Below are 17,208 nucleotides of genomic sequence, written 5' to 3' on the forward strand. Positions count from 1 at the left end.
GCTGGAGCTGAAAAGTCAGCCGAGGCTTACTTCTTCACTTCCCAGCCAGTCAGCTCGGCCAGGGCCTTGCCGATGTCTGCCAGCGAACGCACGGTTTTCACGCCTGCGTCTTGCAGAGCAGCGAATTTCTCGTCTGCAGTGCCTTTGCCGCCGGAGATGATTGCACCAGCATGGCCCATGCGCTTGCCCGGAGGAGCAGTCACACCAGCGATGTAGGAAACAACCGGCTTGGTCACGTTGGCCTTGATGTAGGCAGCCGCTTCTTCTTCAGCCGAACCGCCGATCTCGCCGATCATTACGATCGCTTCGGTCTTCGGGTCTTCCTGGAACAGCTTCAGGATGTCGATGAAGTTCGAACCCGGGATCGGGTCACCGCCGATGCCGACGCAAGTCGACTGACCGAAACCGGCGTCAGTGGTCTGCTTAACAGCTTCGTAGGTCAGGGTGCCGGAACGGGAAACGATACCGACCTTGCCTGGCAAGTGGATGTGACCTGGCATGATGCCGATCTTGCACTCGCCCGGAGTGATCACGCCTGGGCAGTTAGGGCCGATCAGGGTAACACCCAGTTCGTCGCACTTAACTTTCGCGTCCAGCATGTCCAGGGTAGGAATGCCTTCGGTGATGCAGACGATCAGCTTGATGCCGCCGAAAGCCGCTTCCAGGATCGAGTCCTTGCAGAAAGGAGCCGGAACGTAGATCACGCTGGCGGTGGCGCCAGTGGCTTCTACAGCTTCTTTCACGGTGTTGAACACAGGCAGGTTCAGGTGAGTGGTGCCACCCTTGCCTGGAGTCACGCCGCCAACCATTTTGGTGCCGTAGGCAATGGCTTGTTCGGAGTGGAAAGTACCCTGCGCGCCGGTGAAGCCCTGGCAGATTACTTTGGTGTCTTTATTGATCAGGACGCTCATTACTTGCCCTCCGCAGCTTTAACGACTTGTTGAGCAGCGTCGGTCAGGCTGGTAGCAGCGATGATGTTCAAACCGCTTTCTGCCAGTACTTTAGCGCCCAGTTCAGCGTTGTTGCCTTCAAGACGAACAACAACCGGGATTTTCACGCCGACTTCTTTCACTGCACCGATGATGCCTTCGGCAATCATGTCGCAACGAACGATGCCGCCGAAGATGTTAACCAGTACTGCAGCGACATTGCTGTCGGACAGAATGATCTTGAAAGCTTCGGTAACGCGTTCTTTGGTAGCACCACCACCTACGTCGAGGAAGTTGGCTGGCTTGCCGCCGTGCAGGTTGACGATGTCCATGGTACCCATGGCCAGGCCGGCACCGTTCACCATGCAGCCGATGTTGCCTTCCAGCGCTACGTAGTTCAGTTCGAACTTGGCAGCGTGCGCTTCGCGCGGATCGTCCTGGGACGGATCGTGGAAAGTCTTCAGCTTAGGCTGACGGTACATTGCGTTGGCGTCGATGTTGATCTTGGCGTCCAGGCAGTGCAGATCGCCGTCAGCCTTGATCACCAGCGGGTTCACTTCCAGCAGAGCCAGGTCGTGATCCTTGAACAGCTTGGCCAGACCTACGAAGATCTTGGCGAACTGAGCAACCTGCTTGCCTTCCAGACCCAGCTGGAATGCCAGCTCGCGACCCTGGAACGGCTGAGCGCCAACCAGTGGATCGATAGTGGCTTTCAGAATTTTTTCTGGAGTGTCGTGAGCGATTTTCTCGATGTCCACGCCACCTTCGGTGGAAGCCATGAACACGATGCGACGGCTCGAACGGTCAACGACAGCGCCCAGGTACAGCTCTTTAGCGATATCAGTGCACGATTCAACCAGGATCTTGGTGACTGGCTGGCCATTGGCATCAGTCTGGTAAGTCACCAGACGCTTGCCCAGCCACTGCTGTGCGAAGGCTTTGGCGTCTTCTTTGCTGCGAACCAGCTTGACGCCGCCCGCTTTACCGCGACCACCGGCGTGAACCTGGGCTTTGACAACCCACTCGTTGCCGCCGATTTTGTCGCAAGCTTCTGCTGCTGCTTCCGGGGTGTCTACTGCGAAACCAGTGGAAACTGGCAGGCCGTATTCAGCGAACAGCTGCTTACCCTGATACTCGTGAAGATTCATGCTTTTTACCGTCTTCGTTAGGTACTGCGCATTCGGCGCTGCGCTCTTGATGAGTGCCGCGCCACCTGTGACTGCTGCTTGCGTAGCCTTTCCGGATACCCGGTGCAGCTACGCAAGGCTGCGTCCAGCGGACATTCCGCGGTGAGTCTTGCACGCAAGGCTCACGACGGGCCGTACCGCCGTGGTTTCTTATTGTGTCTTAACGCTTCTTGCGGTTGGCAATGTGGATGGCGCCGCCATTCACTGCCAGAGCTGCTTCGTGCAAGGCTTCGGACAGGGTCGGATGGGAGAAAACCATCATGCCCAGATCTTCAGCGCTGGTGCCGAATTCCATACCGATCGCGCCCTGCTGAACCAGTTCTGCAGCGCTCGGGCCAATCACGTGCACGCCCAATACGCGGTCAGTCTTGGCATCGGCGATGACCTTGACGAAACCACCGGTATCGTTGGCGGCCATGGCACGGCCGGATGCTGCGAACGGGAAGGTGCCGACGTTAACTTCAACGCCTTCAGCTTTCAAGGCCTGCTCGGTTTTACCAACCCATGCGATTTCCGGGTGAGTATAAATAACCGAAGGGATCAGGTCATAGTTCATCTGGGCCTTGTGGCCCTTGATGCGCTCGACAACCATGATGCCCTCTTCCGAGGCTTTGTGAGCCAGCATCATGCCGCGAACCACGTCACCGATGGCGTAGACGCCCGGTACGGTGGTGGCGCAGTGATCGTCAACGTGCACGAAACCGCGCTCGTCCAGGGTCACGCCGCTGTCGGCAGCCAGCAGATCAGTGGTCACCGGACGGCGACCAACGGCTACGATCAGCTTGTCGAAAGTGATGGTCTGTTCGCCGTTGGCATCGGTGTAGTTCACAACGACTTCGTCGCCGTTCACTTTCGAACCGGTTACGCGAGCGCCCAGCTTGATGTCCAGACCCTGTTTGGTCAGGGTTTTCAGCGCTTCCTTGGAAACAGCGGTGTCCGCTGCCATCAGGAAGGTGTCCAGGGCTTCCAGGACAGTCACTTCTGCACCCAGACGCGACCATACCGAACCCAGTTCCAGACCGATCACGCCAGCGCCGATCACGCCCAGACGCTTGGGTACGGCCTGGAATTCCAGGGCGCCAGTCGAATCGACGATGACTTTCTGATCGACCGGAGCCGGTGGAATGTCGATCGGACGCGAACCTGGAGCCAGGATCACGTTTTCAGCTTCGATGACTTCAACCGAGCCGTCCGGCTTGGTGACTTCGACTTTCTTGCCGGCCAGCAGTTTGCCGTGGCCCTGGATCGAAGTTACGCCGTTGGCCTTGAACAGGGTGGCAACGCCGCCGGTCAGGTTCTTGACGATGCCGGCCTTGCGGCCAACCATAGCAGCGACGTCCATTTTGACTTCGCCGGTCGAGATACCGTGAACGTTGAAGCTTTCTTTGGCTTCCTTGTATTTCCAGGAGCTGTCCAGCAGCGCCTTGGACGGAATGCAGCCTACGTTCAGGCAGGTGCCGCCCAGGGCTTGCTTGCCTTCAGCATCGGTGTACTTCTCGATGCAGGCAGTGCTCAGACCGAGTTGCGCGGCCTTGATGGCAGCTACGTAGCCGCCAGGGCCGGCACCGATCACTACTACGTCAAATTTCTGCGACATTCAAAAAATCCTCTTTAGCGAAAAGCTTCAAGCCGCAAGCTGCAAGCCAGACTGCCGTTTCCGGCAGCCTGAAACCTGCAGCTCATGGCTGCTTCTATCAGATATCCAGCAACAGACGAGCCGGATCTTCCAGCAGGTTCTTGATGGTCACCAGGAAAGTCACAGCTTCTTTGCCATCGATCAGACGGTGATCGTAGGACAGTGCCAGGTACATCATCGGACGGATAACGACCTGACCGTTGATGGCCATCGGACGCTGGATGATGTTGTGCATGCCCAGAATCGCTGCCTGCGGCGGGTTGACGATCGGGGTCGACATCATCGAACCGAAGGTACCACCGTTGGTGATGGTGAAGGTACCGCCGGTCATCTCGTCCATCGACAGTTTGCCGTCACGGGCCTTCTTGCCGAAGGTGGCGATGCCGCCTTCGATTTCAGCCAGGCTCATGTGTTCGGCGTTACGCAGAACCGGAACCACCAGGCCACGGTCGCTGGAAACAGCAACGCCGATGTCGGCATAACCGTGGTAAACGATGTCGTTGCCGTCGATCGAAGCATTGACAGCCGGGAAGCGTTTCAGCGCTTCGGTGGCAGCCTTCACGAAGAACGACATGAAGCCCAGGCGAACGCCGTTGTGGGACTTCTCGAACAGGTCCTTGTACTTCGAACGCAGGGCCATGACTTCGGTCATGTCGACTTCGTTGAAAGTGGTCAGCATCGCCATGTTCGACTGGGCTTCAACCAGACGCTTGGCAACGGTGGCACGAACGCGGGTCATCGGAACGCGCTTCTCGATGCGGTCGCCAGCGGCGAACACAGGAGCGGCAGCGGCCGGAGCAGCGGCTTTCGGTGCAGCAGCCGGAGCGGATTTCTTCGCTTCAACAGCGGCAACCACGTCTTCCTTGGTCACACGGCCGTCTTTGCCGGTGCCTTTTACGGAAGCCAGGTTGATGCCGTTTTCTTCGGCCAGCTTGCGAGCGGCCGGAGCAGCGATCGCGTCTTCGTCAGCGCCGGCAGCAGCCGGGGCAGCGGCAGCAGCGGCCGGAGCAGCAGCGGCAGCCGGAGCAGCGGCAGCAGCGCCGCCCTCAACGATGGAGCCCAGGACTTCGTCGGACAGGACGGTGTCGCCCTCGCCCTTGACGATTGCGCCCAGCACGCCGTCGGCGGTGGCCAGCACTTCCAGAACGACCTTGTCGGTTTCGATGTCGACGATCAGTTCGTCACGCTTGACGGCGTCGCCCGGTTGTTTGTGCCAGGTGGCAACGGTGCCATCGGCAACCGATTCCGGGAAAGTGGGGGCTTTGATCTCGATAGCCATTGTCTGTGGTTCCTTAAATTCGGTTTCAGGTGCGCGAAGGCGTTAAACGGTAAACGCGTCTTGCAGCAGTTTTTCCTGCTGCTCGGCGTGCATCGATGCGTAACCACATGCAGGTGCAGCAGAAGCCTCACGGCCCGCGTACTCAAGTACGAGAGATTTGTTGAGGTTGCTGATGCTGCGACGCAGGTGGTGCTGGCTGCAGTACCAGGCGCCCTGGTTCATCGGCTCTTCCTGGCACCAGACAGCCGCTTTGGCGTTGGTGTAAGGAGCCAGGACTTCTTTCAAGTCGTCCTCAGGGAATGGGTACAACTGCTCGATACGCACGATGGCGATATCTTCGCGGCCTTCGGCACGGCGTTTTTCCAGCAGGTCGTAGTAGACCTTGCCGCTGCACAGAACCACGCGCTCGACCTTTTTCGGGTCCAGTGCATCGATTTCCGGGATAACGGTCTGGAACGAACCTTCGGCCAGATCTTCCAGCGTCGAGATTGCCAGTTTGTGACGCAGCAGCGACTTCGGAGTCAGGACTACCAGCGGCTTGCGCAGCGGGCGGATCACCTGACGACGCAGCAAGTGGTAGATCTGCGCCGGAGTCGTTGGCATGCACACCTGAATGTTGTGCTCGGCGCACAGCTGCAGGTAACGCTCAAGACGTGCCGAGCTGTGCTCAGGGCCCTGGCCTTCGTAGCCGTGCGGCAGCAGCATGGTCAGACCGCAGAGACGGCCCCACTTGTGCTCGCCGCTGGTGATGAACTGGTCGATAACAACCTGCGCACCGTTGGCGAAGTCGCCGAACTGGGCTTCCCAGATCACCAGCGCGTTCGGCGTGGTGGTCGAGTAACCGTATTCGAACGCCAGTACCGCTTCTTCCGACAGGAACGAGTCGTACAGGTCAAAGCGTGGCTGACCTTCGTACAGGTGTTTCAGCGGAATGTAGGTGCCGGCATCTTTCTGGTTGTGCAGAACAGCGTGACGGTGCGAGAACGTACCGCGGCCGATGTCCTGACCGGTCATGCGGATCGGGTGACCTTCGAACGCCAGGGTCGCGTACGCCATGGTTTCGGCGTAACCCCAGTTGATCGGCAGGCCGCCGGCTTGCATCTTCTGACGGTCTTCGTAGATCTTCGCGACCTGACGCTGAACCACGAAGCCTTCCGGAATTTCCAGCAGCTTGGCGGACAGTTCCTGCAGGGTCTTCAGATCGAAGCGAGTGTCGTGACGCGCAGTCCAGGCGTGGCCCAGATACGGACGCCAGTCCACGAACAGCTCTTTGTTCGGCTCTTTGACCAGCGATTTCACTACGTGCAGACCGTTGTCCAGCGCGTTGCGGTATTCGTCGACTTTCGCCTGAACACGCTCTGCGTCCAGCACACCGCCCTGGGTCAGACGATCAGCGTACAGCTCACGGGTGGTGCGCTGCTTGGTGATCTGCTGATACATCAGAGGCTGGGTGCCGCTTGGCTCGTCGGCCTCGTTGTGGCCGCGACGACGGTAGCAGACCAGGTCGATCACCACGTCACGCTTGAACTGCATGCGGTAGTCGATGGCCAGCTGGGTCACGAACAGTACGGCTTCCGGATCATCGCCATTCACATGGAGGATCGGCGCCTGGATCATCTTCGCAACGTCGGTGGCGTACTCGGTGGAACGCGAGTCCAGCGGGTTGCTGATGGTGAAACCGACCTGGTTGTTGATCACGATGTGCACGGTACCGCCGGTCTTGAAACCGCGGGTCTGCGACATCTGGAAGGTTTCCATCACCACGCCCTGACCTGCGAATGCAGCGTCACCGTGGATGGAGATTGGCAATACCTTCTCGCCGGTCGCGTCGTTGCGACGGTCCTGACGGGCACGTACCGAACCTTCGACCACCGGGGAAACGATTTCCAGGTGGGACGGGTTGAACGCCATGGCCAGGTGAACTTCACCGCCGGCGGTCATCACGTTGGACGAGAAGCCCTGGTGGTATTTAACGTCACCGGAACCCAGCTCGACCTTCTTCTTGCCTTCGAACTCGTCGAACAGCTCGCGCGGGTTCTTGCCGAAGGTGTTGACCAGCACGTTCAGACGGCCACGGTGGGCCATGCCGATGACGACTTCCTTGGTGCCGTACGAGCCGGAACGCTGGATCAGTTCGTCGAGCATCGGAATCAGGCTTTCGCCGCCTTCCAGACCGAAACGCTTGGTGCCCGGGTATTTGGTGCCCAGGTATTTTTCCAGGCCTTCACCGGCAGTCACGCGCTCGAGCAGGTGGCTCTTGATGTCGGCGGAGTATTCCGGACGGCCACGTACGCTTTCCAGACGTTGCTGGAACCACTGGCGCTGCTCGGAATCGGTGATGTGCGTAAATTCAGCGCCGATGGTGCGGCAATATGTCTGCTGCAACGCTTCGTGAATTTCGCGTAGGCTCGCTTCCTCTTTGCCGATGAACAGGTCGCCGGCACGGAAGGTCGTATCAAGATCGGCATTGGTCAAGCCGTAATGATTGATCGACAGGTCTGCAGGTGCAGGACGCTGCCACAGCCCCAGCGGGTCAAGCTGGGCTGCCTGGTGGCCACGCATACGGTAGGCCTGGATCAATCGCAGCACTTCAACTTGCTTCTTCTCGTGCTCACTGCTCACGCTGCCGGCGGAAACCGGTTGGGCGCGGCGCTGGTTCTTCGCCAGCAGCACGAAATGATCGCGAATTGTGGAGTGCGAAACATCGGTGGCAGAGCCGCCGTCGGCGGGCAGCTTCTGAAAGTAGGTGCGCCACTCTTCTGGCACAGCGTTAGGGTCGTGCAGGTAGAGCTCATAAAGCTCTTCCACATAGGCAGCGTTTCCACCTGAAAGGTAGGCGCTGTTCCACATGCGCTGCATCACGCTTTCTTGCATGCTTGGTCACCCTCGGTTAGGGGAACACCATCGGTGTCGACACCGAGCAAACTTGCAGAAGTCCGAATGCAGCGACCAAAACAAGCCACTTAGGATCACACTGATAGTCCGGGTACCAGCCCGGATGCCCCTGCTTGTCTCATTTCTTCAAAATAAGAGCCGCAGCTTATGGCTGTTGCTCTGGTTATAGCCAGGGCGCGGGTTGAAGCCCGCGCCTTGACCTGTACGGTGCAGCGATGCCGCTTTTTACAGCGGCAGTTACAGCTTCTGAATCACACGCCGCTCGAAAGCAGCATGTTACGGATGTGACCGATGGCCTTAGTCGGGTTCAGGCCTTTCGGACATACGTTGACGCAGTTCATGATGCCCCGGCAGCGGAAAACGCTGAACGGGTCATCGAGGGACGCCAGACGCTCGGACGTCTTGGTGTCACGGCTGTCTGCCAGGAAGCGGTACGCTTGCAGCAGTGCAGCCGGACCCAGGAATTTGTCCGGGTTCCACCAGAAGGACGGGCAAGAGGTCGAGCAGCAGGCGCACAGGATGCACTCGTACAGACCGTCGAGCTTTTCACGCTCTTCAGGGGACTGCAGACGCTCGATGGCCGGAGCCGGCGTGTCGTTCTGCAGGAATGGCTTAACCTTCTCGTATTGCTTGTAGAAGATGCTCATATCGACGACCAGGTCACGGATAACCGGCAAACCTGGCAGAGGACGGATGACCAGCTTGTTACCTTTGACGACAGCGGACAGCGGCGTGATGCACGCCAGGCCGTTCTTGCCGTTGATGTTCATGCCATCGGAGCCGCAAACACCTTCACGGCAGGAGCGACGATAGGAGAAACCCTCGTCCTGCTCTTTGATCAGGGCCAGCACGTCCAGCACCATCAGGTCCTTACCACCGGTATCGACCTGGAATTCCTGCATGAACGGCGCAGCGTCCTGATCAGGGTTGTAACGATAAACACTGACTTTCAACATGGCGGTCACCCTTAATAAGTCCGGACTTTTGGTTCGAAAGTCGGAACAGTCTTCGGCGAGAAGTTCACGGCACGCTTGGCGACACGTTTCTCACCCGGGAAGTACAGGGTGTGGCACAGCCAGTTTTCGTCGTCACGGTCTTCGAAGTCTTCACGGGCGTGAGCGCCGCGGGACTCTTTACGTACTTCGGCAGCAATGGCGGTAGCTTCAGCCACTTCCAGCAGGTTTTGCAGTTCCAGCGCTTCGATACGTGCAGTGTTGAACGCCTGCGACTTATCGTTGATCTTCACGTTGGCGATGCGCTTGCGCAGATCGGCCAGCTGGGCAATACCCTTCTGCATGTATTCGCCGGTACGGAATACACCGAAGTAGTTCTGCATGCAGCTTTGCAGCTCGCGACGCAGGGTAGCGACGTCTTCGCCGTCGGTACGGTTGTTCAGCGCGCTCAGGCGTGCCAGGGCAGCTTCGATGTTGGCTTCGGTGGCGTCATCGTATTCGATGCCGTCAGTCAGGGCTTTCTCGAGGTGCAGGCCGGCAGCGCGACCGAAGACCACCAGGTCGAGCAGCGAGTTGCCGCCCAGACGGTTGGCGCCGTGAACCGATACGCAAGCCACTTCACCTACGGCGAACAGACCAGGAATGATCTGATCCACGCCTTCGGCGTTCTGGGTGATTGCCTGGCCGTGAATGTTGGTGGCAACGCCGCCCATCATGTAGTGGCAGGTCGGAACAACCGGAACCGGAGCAACCACCGGGTCAACGTGTGCGAAAGTCTTCGACAGTTCGCAGATGCCTGGCAGACGGCTGTGCAGCACTTCCTCGCCCAGGTGGTCGAGTTTGAGCATTACGTGGTCGCCATTCGGACCGCAACCGTTGCCGGCGATGATTTCTTTAACCATCGAGCGAGCAACCACGTCACGACCGGCGAGGTCTTTGGCGTTCGGAGCATAACGCTCCATAAAACGCTCGCCGTGCTTGTTGATCAGGTAACCACCTTCACCACGGCAACCTTCGGTAACCAGTACACCGGCGCCGGCGATGCCGGTCGGGTGGAACTGCCACATTTCAATGTCTTGTACCGGCACGCCAGCACGCAGAGCCATGCCGACGCCGTCACCGGTGTTGATCAGGGCGTTGGTGGTGGACGCGTAGATACGACCTGCACCGCCGGTCGCCAGCACGGTGGCCTTGGCGCGGATGTAGGTGGTTTCACCGGTTTCGATGCAGATGGCGATCACACCGACGAAGTCGCCTGCGTCGTTCTTGACCAGATCGACAGCGTAGTACTCGTTCAGGAACGTGGTACCGGCTTTCAGGTTGCCCTGATAAAGGGTGTGCAGCAGCGCGTGACCGGTACGGTCGGAAGCGGCGCAGGTACGGGCAGCCTGCCCGCCTTTACCGTAATCCTTCGACTGACCGCCGAACGGACGCTGGTAGATACGGCCGGTTTCGGTGCGCGAGAACGGCAGACCCATGTGGTCCAGCTCGAAAACGGCAGCCGGGCCTTCCTGACACATGTATTCGATAGCGTCCTGGTCACCGATGTAGTCGGAACCCTTGACGGTATCGTACATGTGCCAGCGCCAGTCATCGTTCGGGTCGGCCGACGCGATGGCGCAGGTGATGCCGCCCTGGGCGGATACAGTGTGCGAACGGGTCGGGAAGACCTTGGTGATCACGGCAGTCTTGTGACCGCCCTGTGCCAGCTGCAGCGCAGCGCGCATGCCGGCACCGCCGCCACCAATGATGATGGCGTCGAAAGAAATCGTTGGAATGTTAGCCATGAATCAGATACCCCAGAGAATCTGCACACCCCAGACGAAGTAAGCGAACATCGCGACGCCGCATACTGCCTGGAAAAGGAAACGTACTGCAGTCGCGGACTTGCCCAGCGCCATCGGCGTCAGGTAGTCGGTCGCGATGGTCCACATGCCGACCCAGGCGTGAGCGCCCAGGGCAACCAGTGCCAGCAGACTGAAGATACGCATTCCGTTGTGGGCGAACAGGCCATGCCATTGTTCATAGCCGATGCCCGGGTGAGCGGCGAGGTAGCCGATCAGGAAAATGAAATAAGCCGCGAGAACGACCGCAGACACACGCTGTGCCATCCAGTCATAGAGGCCCGAACGCGAAAGGTTTGTAACGCTGGTTACCATATCCAAACTCCTGCCAGAACGATCAGCACCACGGAAACGGCGATGATCAGTTTCGAGCCCAGGCGGCCGCCTTCCAGCGTCTCACCGATGCCCATGTCCATGATCAAGTGGCGCACACCGGCAACCAGGTGATACAGCAGAGCGGACAGGAGGCCCCATGCTACGAACTTGGCCAGCGGGCTGGTCAAGCATGCCTTCACCTCGACATAACCTTCCTCGGAACCCAGGGATTTGCCCAATGCATAAAGCATGATGCCAAGGCCCAGGAAGAGGATGATGCCGGAAACACGGTGAAGAAACGACGTAACGCCGGTGATGGGGAGTTTGATGGTCCTTAGGTCTAGGTTTACAGGTCGTTGGCTTTTCACGGCTTTTTTTTCACACTGAAGAGCCCCTAACAATCAGGGCAAAGTTGTTGGGGAGTGCACTGGTCAGGTAACCACCACCCAGGGATGCGACCCCCAATGAAAGCAAGCCCAAAAGCCCTTGGCGGTCGGTCGCCGAGTATAGACAGTTAGGCTACTAATGACAACGCAATCGCCTACCCCCAATAGCTGATTGCACAAGTTGTATAAAAGGCGTAAATGGCAGGCAATTTCGAGGAAAAAGTGCGGTTAAAGCCTTCTGGAGCAAGACTTTAGGCAAATTGACATTCGAATTTATCTCACTATAGTGGTGCGGGCCCTGCGTGGGGGGTCTGTCTGATGATTTCAAGCATAAATAGGAGGCCACATGGCTGACAAAAAAGCGCAGTTGATCATCGAGGGCGCAGCCCCCGTCGAGCTGCCCATTTTAACCGGCACCGTTGGTCCCGATGTAATCGATGTTCGGGGCCTCACGGCCACGGGCCGCTTCACTTTCGACCCCGGTTTCATGTCGACCGCTTCCTGCGAATCGAAGATCACCTATATCGACGGCGACAACGGCATCCTGTTGCACCGCGGCTACCCGATCGAACAGCTGGCTGAAAAGTCGGACTACCTGGAAACCTGCTACCTGCTGCTGAACGGCGAACTGCCGACTGCAGAGCAAAAGGCCCAGTTCGTCGGCACCGTGAAGAACCACACCATGGTTCACGAGCAGCTGAAAACCTTCTTCAACGGCTTCCGCCGTGACGCCCACCCGATGGCCGTCATGTGTGGTGTAGTCGGCGCCCTCTCGGCCTTCTACCACGACTCCCTCGACATCAATAACCCGCAGCATCGCGAAATCTCCGCGATCCGCCTGGTTGCCAAGATGCCGACCCTGGCCGCGATGGTTTACAAGTACTCCATGGGCCAACCCATGATGTACCCGCGCAACGACCTGTCGTACGCGGAAAACTTCCTGCACATGATGTTCAACACCCCGTGCGAGATCAAACCGATCAGCCCGGTACTCGCCAAGGCCATGGACCGGATCTTCATCCTCCATGCCGACCACGAGCAGAACGCTTCGACCTCCACCGTGCGCCTGGCGGGCTCCTCGGGTGCCAACCCGTTCGCCTGTATCGCCGCCGGTATCGCCGCACTGTGGGGCCCTGCCCACGGCGGTGCGAACGAAGCCGTGCTGACCATGCTCGATGAAATCGGCGATGTCTCGAACATCGACAAGTTTATCGCCAAGGCCAAGGACAAGAACGATCCGTTCAAGCTGATGGGCTTCGGTCACCGCGTCTACAAGAACCGCGACCCACGTGCGACCGTGATGAAGCAGACCTGCGACGAAGTGTTGAAGGAACTGGGCATCCAGAACGATCCGCAACTCGAACTGGCCATGCGCCTGGAAGAGATCGCCCTGACCGACCCGTACTTCATCGAGCGCTCGCTGTACCCGAACGTCGACTTCTACTCGGGGATCATCCTCAAGGCGATCGGCATTCCGACCAGCATGTTCACCGTGATTTTCGCCCTGGCACGTACTGTCGGCTGGATCTCGCACTGGAAGGAAATGCTCTCCAGCCCGTACAAGATTGGCCGTCCACGCCAGCTGTACACGGGTTATGAGTCGCGGGATATCACCAAGCTGGAAGACCGCAAATAAGACCTGTCTTGCGATAACGTCTTAACGTTGTATCGGAAACGGCCTCCATGTGAATGGGGGCCGTTTTTTTGTGGCTATTTTTATTGGGGGCATATCCGTTTCTTCGGGTGCTGCCGCTGGCGGTTTCGCTCTTACAGCGAGTCACTTTTGACAAACGCCCGGAATGCCGGCCCAGTCAAAAGTAACCAAAAAGTCTTGGCCCCGGCGTACGGCACTTCGCTTAGGCTCAGTGTTCCCTCGCTACGGTGTCCATCAGGGGGCATCGCCTACGGTTTGCTTCGCTGCACCTCCTCTCGATGTATGCGGCTTCGCCGCACGGCGCTGCGCGCCTACCCCCTGATGAACACCTCCGCTCGGCCTGCCGAAGGGGCAAAAAAATCAAAAGCCAGAGCCAGAGCCAGAGCAAAGGCCAGATCAAAAGCTCCTTCTCCCACTCAACACGATGAGCGTTAGCTCAAGTACCGCTTTTGATCTTCGGGCGACGTCGGAAGGCTGAGTGGAGGGATTTATCCGGGGGTGGGAGCGTAGCGACCGTTTGGCGAAGCCAAACACATCGAGAGGAGGTGCAGCGAAGCAAACCGTAGGCGATGCCCCCCGGATGAATCCCGGAGCGAAGGAACCCCGAGCCTCAGCGAGCGGGCCGGACGTAGGAGCAAGACCTTTTGGTTACTTTTGGGGCGTTTGCCAAAAGTGACCCGCCGTAAGGGCGGAACCCTAAGAAGCCGTTACCGCAGCAACGGATATACACCCAACCCCCAAGAACATCCGATAACCGCCCACAAAAAAATGCCCCAATCTCTCGACCAGGGCATTTTCCATTCAACTCATCCTACAAAGCCTCAGTGCGAAACCGCCCCACTAGCCCCCAACCCCGTCTGCGAACGCACAAACTGCGGGAAGAACAGCGCACGCTCGTTCTCTGCCGCCGCCGACTTATCGGTGATCGAGAAGAACCAGATCCCGATAAACGCAATGATCATCGAAAACAGCGCCGGATACTCGTAAGGGAAGATCGCCTTCTCGTGATGCAGAATCTGCACCCAGATGGTCGGGCCAAGGATCATCAGCCCCACCGCACTCACCAGCCCCAGCCAGCCGCCAATCATGGCACCGCGGGTGGTCAGCTTCTTCCAGTACATCGAAAGCAGCAGCACCGGGAAGTTGCAACTGGCCGCAATGGAGAACGCCAGACCGACCATGAACGCGATGTTCTGACTTTCGAACAGGATGCCCAGGCCGATGGCCAGCACGCCCAGTGCGACGGTGGTGATCTTCGAAACGCGGATCTCATCCTTCTCGTTGGCCTTGCCCTTCTTGATCACGCTGGCGTACAGGTCGTGGGACACCGCCGAAGCACCGGCCAGGGTCAGACCGGCCACTACCGCCAGGATGGTCGCGAACGCCACGGCCGAGATGAAGCCGAGGAAGATGCTGCCGCCCACGGCGTTGGCCAGGTGCACCGCCGCCATGTTGTTGCCGCCGAGCAGAGCGCCCGCTGCATCTTTAAAGGCCGGGTTGGTGCTGACCAGCAGGATCGCGCCGAAGCCGATGATGAAGGTCAGGATGTAGAAGTAGCCGATGAAACCGGTCGCATACAGCACGCTCTTGCGGGCTTCTTTCGCGTCGCTCACGGTGAAGAAGCGCATCAGGATGTGCGGCAGGCCGGCGGTACCGAACATCAGTGCCAGGCCGAGGGAGAACGCCGAGATCGGGTCTTTCACCAGACCGCCGGGGCTCATGATCGCTTCGCCCTTGGCGTGAACCTTGATGGATTCGGAGAACAGGGTGTTGAAGTCGAAGTTGACGTGCTTCATCACCATCAGCGCCATGAACGAGGCACCGGACAGCAACAGCACCGCCTTGATGATCTGCACCCAGGTGGTCGCCAGCATGCCGCCGAACAGCACGTACAGGCACATCAGGATACCCACCAGAATCACCGCAACGTGGTAGTCGAGGCCGAACAGCAGCTGGATCAGCTTGCCGGCGCCGACCATTTGCGCGATCAGGTAGAACGCCACTACCACCAGCGAACCGCAGGCCGACAGCGTGCGGATCTGGGTTTGCCCAAGGCGGTAGGACGCCACGTCGGCAAAGGTGTATTTGCCCAGGTTGCGCAGGCGCTCGGCGATCAGGAACAGAATGATCGGCCAGCCCACCAGGAAGCCGATCGAGTAGATCAGGCCGTCGTAGCCGGAGGTGAACACCAGCGCGGAAATCCCCAGGAAGGACGCCGCCGACATGTAGTCACCGGCAATCGCCAGACCGTTCTGGAAACCGGTGATCTTGCCGCCCGCCGCATAGTAGTCGGCAGCCGACTTGTTGCGTTTGGAGGCCCAGTAGGTGATGCACAGGGTCGCGCCGACGAACACCACGAACATGACGATCGCGGAAACGTTGAGCGGTTGTTTGTGGACTTCGCCGGTCAGGGCGTCAGCGGCCCAGGCGGCCGGAGCGAACGCTGCGATGCTCAAAAGAGCCAGTAGACGCCGGATCATTGCTGAGCCTCCTTGAGAATCGCATTGTTCAGGTCGTCGAACTCGCCATTGGCGCGGCGCACGTAGATACCGGTCAGGATGAAGGCCGAGACAATCAGCCCGACACCGATGGGGATGCCCCAGGTGATCGATGAACCGGCACTGATCTTGGTCCCGAGCACTTGCGGCCCGTACGCGATCAGCAGGATGAATCCGGAATAGAGCCCTAGCATGATCGCCGAGAGTATCCAGGCGAACCTTTCCCTTTTTTTCACCAGCTCCTTGAAGCGCGGGCTGTTCTGAATAGAGAGGTAAATGCTGTCGTTCATTGTTTTTATCCTCGCAGCACAGATTTTTATTTTTGGAACGTATCCACTGTATGCGGCTGCGAGCCGGCTTCCAGACGACCTTAGTAGTAGAACGCCATGGCGTTTTTGCCAATTTCCAGACGGCCCGAAAAAGGTGCGCATCCGCCATTAAAAGAACGGCAATAAAAAAGGCCGCCCGACGTGAATGCCGGGCGGCCCTGGGAAGCGCAGACTAGACGCTTCGACTTATATTACTTGGTCCATTCAGCCACGCGGTCCGGGTGTTTGGCGACCCAGTCCTTGGCGGCGGCTTCAGGTTTGGCACCGTCCTGAATCGCCAGCATGACCTGACCGATTTCGTCTTTGGAGGCCCACTGGAAGTTCTTCAGGAACTTCGCCACTTCCGGCGCCTTGGCATCCAGCTCTTTGCTGCCGATGCTGTTAACGGTTTCAGCAGCGCCGTACACGCCTTTTGGGTCGTCGAGGAAGCGCAGTTTCCACTTGGCGAACATCCAGTGCGGCACCCAGCCGGTCACGGCGATGGATTCGTTCTTTTTCTCGGCGCGGGTCAGCTCGGCGATCATGCCGGCGCCGGAACTGGCCTTGAGGGTGTAACCGGTCAGGCCGTAATCCTTGATCGCCTGGTCGGTCTTGAGCATCACGCCTGAGCCGGCGTCGATGCCGACGATGCGATTCTTGAAGCTGTCGTCGGTTTTCAGGTCTTCGATGGATTTGGCTTTGACGTACTCGGGCACGATCAGGCCGATTTTCGCGTCCTTGAAGTTCGGGCCGTAATCGACGACCAGATCCTTGTTCTTCGCCCAGTACTCGCCGTGGGTCACCGGCAACCAGGCCGACAACATGGCGTCGAGTTTGCCGGTGGCAACGCCCTGCCACATGATCCCGGTGGCGACGGCCTGGAGTTTCACGTCGTAGCCGAGTTTCTGCTTGATCACCTCGGCCGCCACGTGGGTGGTCGCGACGCTGTCGGACCAGCCGTCAACGTAACCGATGTTCAGGGTCTGTTTTTCAGCGCTGGCGAAAGTGGAGCTCATCGCAAGCACCAGAGCGGCACCTGCGCCTAAAAGTCGTCGCATCTTCATCGTTACTTCCCCGAAATGCTGCGCCCGACGGATGCCGGGCATCGTCAACGTATTGTTATGGTGCACAGCGCCCCCATCACGCCTGACCGCAAACTCGTTCGAACATCAGCGGAGTACTGATGGCTTTGATCATCAACCTGACGCACACAGCGACCTGCTCTGCCAGCGACCTCGAAGCAACGAGAAACGACATCAGAAAGCCATTAACTGCGTCTGAATATTTGACGCCAGACAATCCGCCCGAACTTTGCATGTCAAAA

13 protein-coding genes are annotated in these 17,208 nt (G+C 58.7%); 1 reads left to right on the forward strand and 12 read right to left on the reverse strand.

Going from position 1 to position 17,208, the window contains the following annotated elements; translation table 11 throughout:
• Positions 1-26 precede the first annotated feature (26 nt).
• From sucD to sdhC, 9 genes are all read right to left on the reverse strand, one after another.
• Positions 27-911 (reverse strand): succinate--CoA ligase subunit alpha, encoded by an 885-nt coding sequence (gene sucD, locus ACKLNA_RS25090; protein ID WP_011333119.1) that lies wholly within the window; start codon positions 909-911, stop codon positions 27-29.
• Positions 911-2,077 carry an ADP-forming succinate--CoA ligase subunit beta gene (gene sucC, locus ACKLNA_RS25095; RefSeq protein ID WP_007959029.1) on the reverse strand — a complete coding sequence of 389 codons (1,167 nt, stop codon included), beginning with the start codon at positions 2,075-2,077 and terminating at the stop codon, positions 911-913. The genes sucD and sucC overlap by 1 nt, the downstream gene beginning before the upstream one ends.
• 199 nt (positions 2,078-2,276) lie before the next feature.
• A complete protein-coding gene (lpdA, locus tag ACKLNA_RS25100; RefSeq protein WP_114881939.1) occupies positions 2,277-3,713 on the reverse strand; it encodes a dihydrolipoyl dehydrogenase in 1,437 nt (478 codons plus the stop codon).
• A 97-nt stretch (positions 3,714-3,810) separates the two neighbouring features.
• On the reverse strand, positions 3,811-5,031 hold the full coding sequence (gene odhB / locus ACKLNA_RS25105) for a 2-oxoglutarate dehydrogenase complex dihydrolipoyllysine-residue succinyltransferase (RefSeq protein ID WP_114881938.1): 1,221 nt from the start codon (positions 5,029-5,031) through the stop codon (positions 3,811-3,813).
• Between the two features lie 42 nt (positions 5,032-5,073).
• Positions 5,074-7,905, reverse strand: a complete 2,832-nt coding sequence (locus ACKLNA_RS25110; protein ID WP_085710549.1) for a 2-oxoglutarate dehydrogenase E1 component — start codon at positions 7,903-7,905, stop codon at positions 5,074-5,076.
• Between the two features lie 272 nt (positions 7,906-8,177).
• A complete protein-coding gene (locus ACKLNA_RS25115) occupies positions 8,178-8,882 on the reverse strand; it encodes a succinate dehydrogenase iron-sulfur subunit (RefSeq protein ID WP_065260469.1) in 705 nt (234 codons plus the stop codon).
• An 11-nt stretch (positions 8,883-8,893) separates the two neighbouring features.
• Positions 8,894-10,666 carry a succinate dehydrogenase flavoprotein subunit gene (gene sdhA / locus ACKLNA_RS25120; protein ID WP_085710547.1) on the reverse strand — a complete coding sequence of 591 codons (1,773 nt, stop codon included), beginning with the start codon at positions 10,664-10,666 and terminating at the stop codon, positions 8,894-8,896.
• A 3-nt stretch (positions 10,667-10,669) separates the two neighbouring features.
• The gene (gene sdhD, locus ACKLNA_RS25125; protein WP_085710546.1) at positions 10,670-11,038 is read right to left on the reverse strand and encodes a succinate dehydrogenase, hydrophobic membrane anchor protein; all 369 of its coding nucleotides are present in this window, start codon (positions 11,036-11,038) and stop codon (positions 10,670-10,672) included.
• Positions 11,032-11,406 (reverse strand): succinate dehydrogenase, cytochrome b556 subunit, encoded by a 375-nt coding sequence (gene sdhC / locus ACKLNA_RS25130; protein ID WP_011333113.1) that lies wholly within the window; start codon positions 11,404-11,406, stop codon positions 11,032-11,034. The genes sdhD and sdhC overlap by 7 nt, the downstream gene beginning before the upstream one ends.
• Positions 11,407-11,770: 364 nt before the next feature.
• On the opposite strand from sdhC, the gene gltA reads away from it, so the two are divergent.
• Positions 11,771-13,060 (forward strand): citrate synthase, encoded by a 1,290-nt coding sequence (gene gltA, locus ACKLNA_RS25135; protein WP_007959044.1) that lies wholly within the window; start codon positions 11,771-11,773, stop codon positions 13,058-13,060.
• Positions 13,061-13,899: 839 nt separating this feature from the next.
• Here gltA and ACKLNA_RS25140 read toward each other — a convergent pair.
• The 3 genes from ACKLNA_RS25140 to ACKLNA_RS25150 form a co-directional block, all read right to left on the reverse strand.
• Positions 13,900-15,558, reverse strand: coding sequence for a cation acetate symporter (locus tag ACKLNA_RS25140; RefSeq protein ID WP_085710542.1), 1,659 nt, complete (start codon positions 15,556-15,558; stop codon positions 13,900-13,902).
• The gene (locus ACKLNA_RS25145) at positions 15,555-15,866 is read right to left on the reverse strand and encodes a DUF485 domain-containing protein (RefSeq protein ID WP_085710541.1); all 312 of its coding nucleotides are present in this window, start codon (positions 15,864-15,866) and stop codon (positions 15,555-15,557) included. Before ACKLNA_RS25145 ends, ACKLNA_RS25140 begins: the two co-directional genes overlap by 4 nt.
• Positions 15,867-16,096: 230 nt before the next feature.
• Entirely contained in the window at positions 16,097-16,948 is an 852-nt protein-coding gene (locus ACKLNA_RS25150) for a glycine betaine ABC transporter substrate-binding protein (RefSeq protein ID WP_085710539.1), read from the reverse strand.
• Positions 16,949-17,208: the final 260 nt, after the last annotated feature.

Origin of the sequence: Pseudomonas sp. UV AK001, assembly GCF_046097675.1 — a bacterium.
GTDB lineage: Bacteria > Pseudomonadota > Gammaproteobacteria > Pseudomonadales > Pseudomonadaceae > Aquipseudomonas > Aquipseudomonas kribbensis.